The organism is Okeania sp. (assembly GCF_983059655.1).
On sequence record NZ_CEZPJD010000139.1, the window covers coordinates 1 to 1,856 of the forward strand.

The following is a 1,856-nucleotide window of genomic DNA, read 5'->3' on the forward strand; positions in this document are numbered from 1 at the left end:
TCGTTTCAATCCCTAATAGGGATTTTGTAATGTTCAAACCGCAGGATTTTAGAACCCTTACTATATTTAGTTTTCAAGGTTCGATTGCGACCATCTATTAAAGAATAACATAATCCATCAAAAATTTGCAATATCCAAACAAAGGTATTTTGCCAAAACCCCTGCCAGGCAAGCAATAGAGAATTTGCGACGATCGCTTCCCTCCCTCTACCCATATCAAACCCTTTCCCAGATTTAATTTCAGCCATTATTTTCTGCCTCTCAATTTCTACAGCTACCGATCGTCGCATTTATATCTAATTTCTAAACAAAAAATATAGTATCGTCCCTCACTTCTGGCCCACCAATCCGTTCTACTTTTCCCTGGCAACATTGGCACAGAAAATAAAAACGAATATTATCTTCCTGGGCCTTCAGTAATTTAGACAAACGACCCCGCAACCTAGCATATTGAGTTTGAGTTAAATCACACTCAAATATACTGTACTGCATCCACTGACCATAAGACTTTAAAATATTATGAATTTTTGTCCGACGTTTATCATCAGAAATATCATAACAAACAACCACATACATAAAAATTCTCTCCTCAAAATCAACAATAAAACCCCAGTTTTAGTAATAGAAGCTGGGGTAAAAAAATCTCAAAATCTAACGCATAATTAAAGGTGGATATTGGTCAGTTTCTCCCATCAAATATTTAGCCAACAACCGTGCCTGAACTTCAAAAGCTTCTCGGTAAGTATATTGACGTTGCACTACTGGATGTTTAAACTTAAACTGCTTCCTTTTTTCATACAAAACCAGGAATTTTTTCAACCCATCTTTGGTCAAAGAAACTGCTCCACTTATAGGTTCAGTTGTAAAATCTTCGGCAGTTAAAGTCCGTTTATTTACAGCAGAAAAAACTACCATATCTACTACCAACGGACGAAACTCTTCCATCAAATCTAAAGCTAAGGAAGGACGACCATAACGTTCATAATGTAAATACCCCAAATAAGGATCGAAACCAACAATATTTACGGCACTTTGTACGTCATGGCGCAACAAAGCATAACCCAAACTTAATAGAGAATTAACTGGGTCTGTAGGAGGGCGACGTCGCCGAGCTTCAAAGGTAAAATCTGACCCTTTAATTAACTGATTAAAACAGCCAAAATAAGCGGCACTTCCAGCACCTTCTAATCCCCGTAAGGAGTCTATATTATTAGTAGAATTAATTGGGGCGATCGCTCCTTCTAATTTTTTCAAGGGTAGCTGGAAATCTAATTCGGAAGATTCTCTTTGCCGACGCAATAAAATATTCCGATAATTCTTCAATTTTCCCCGAACAAAACCTTTAACAGCATGAACAGCTTGTTCAGATTTTCCGGCAGCTTTCCATTGAGCGGAACGAACGAAAATATTTTTAGTCATTTCCGGTTCTAGTCTGCCTAAATATTTGCCATTAGCTGTTAGAAAAGATAAAGGAAGTTGTCGCGATAATAATTCCATTACTACTGCTGGAGAAACAGTTGCTCGACCTAAAACAACTACACCATCTACTTTAATTAATGGTATATCTAAAAGTTTTTGTTTATCAGCTTTGACGACTAAACGTTCGTCATTTTTACCGATAAAAGCATCTTCATGAGTGATGTAAGTAGTTCCCATTTTTTTCAGTTATTAGTTGTTAGTTATCAGTTAGTAGTCATCAGGTATTCAGAGGATATCTGAAAGGTTTTTTGATACTGAATTTTGCCCCCCGATCAAGCCAATTTTGGGAGATTATGCCCCCCTAACCCCCCAATTTTGGGGGGAATAAGAGTCAATTTGTTTCTAAAAGTCCCCCAATTTTGGGGGATTTAGGGGGC

The 1,856-nt window shown here is 37.4% G+C and carries 3 protein-coding genes; all 3 read right to left on the reverse strand.

From position 1 onward, the window contains the following. Positions 1-5: 5 nt before the first annotated feature. The 3 genes from AC3DU7_RS10425 to cas1d all read right to left on the reverse strand — a co-directional run bounded on the left by AC3DU7_RS10425 (position 6) and on the right by cas1d (position 1,656). A complete protein-coding gene (locus tag AC3DU7_RS10425) occupies positions 6-290 on the reverse strand; it encodes a hypothetical protein (protein WP_488039283.1) in 285 nt (94 codons plus the stop codon). Between the two features lie 13 nt (positions 291-303). Beyond that, entirely contained in the window at positions 304-576 is a 273-nt protein-coding gene (gene cas2, locus AC3DU7_RS10430) for a CRISPR-associated endonuclease Cas2 (RefSeq protein WP_488039284.1), read from the reverse strand. Positions 577-651: 75 nt separating this feature from the next. Next, on the reverse strand, positions 652-1,656 hold the full coding sequence (cas1d, locus tag AC3DU7_RS10435) for a type I-D CRISPR-associated endonuclease Cas1d (RefSeq protein WP_488039285.1): 1,005 nt from the start codon (positions 1,654-1,656) through the stop codon (positions 652-654). Positions 1,657-1,856: the final 200 nt, after the last annotated feature.

What these genes read in the sequence shown, in the direction of transcription:
- cas1d (WP_488039285.1), bottom strand. Translation starts at nt 1,656, where the DNA reads ATGGGAACTACTTACATCACTCATGAAGATGCTTTTATCGGTAAAAAT.
- cas2 (WP_488039284.1), bottom strand. Translation starts at nt 576, where the DNA reads ATGTATGTGGTTGTTTGTTATGATATTTCTGATGATAAACGTCGGACA.
- AC3DU7_RS10425 (WP_488039283.1), bottom strand. Translation starts at nt 290, where the DNA reads ATGCGACGATCGGTAGCTGTAGAAATTGAGAGGCAGAAAATAATGGCT.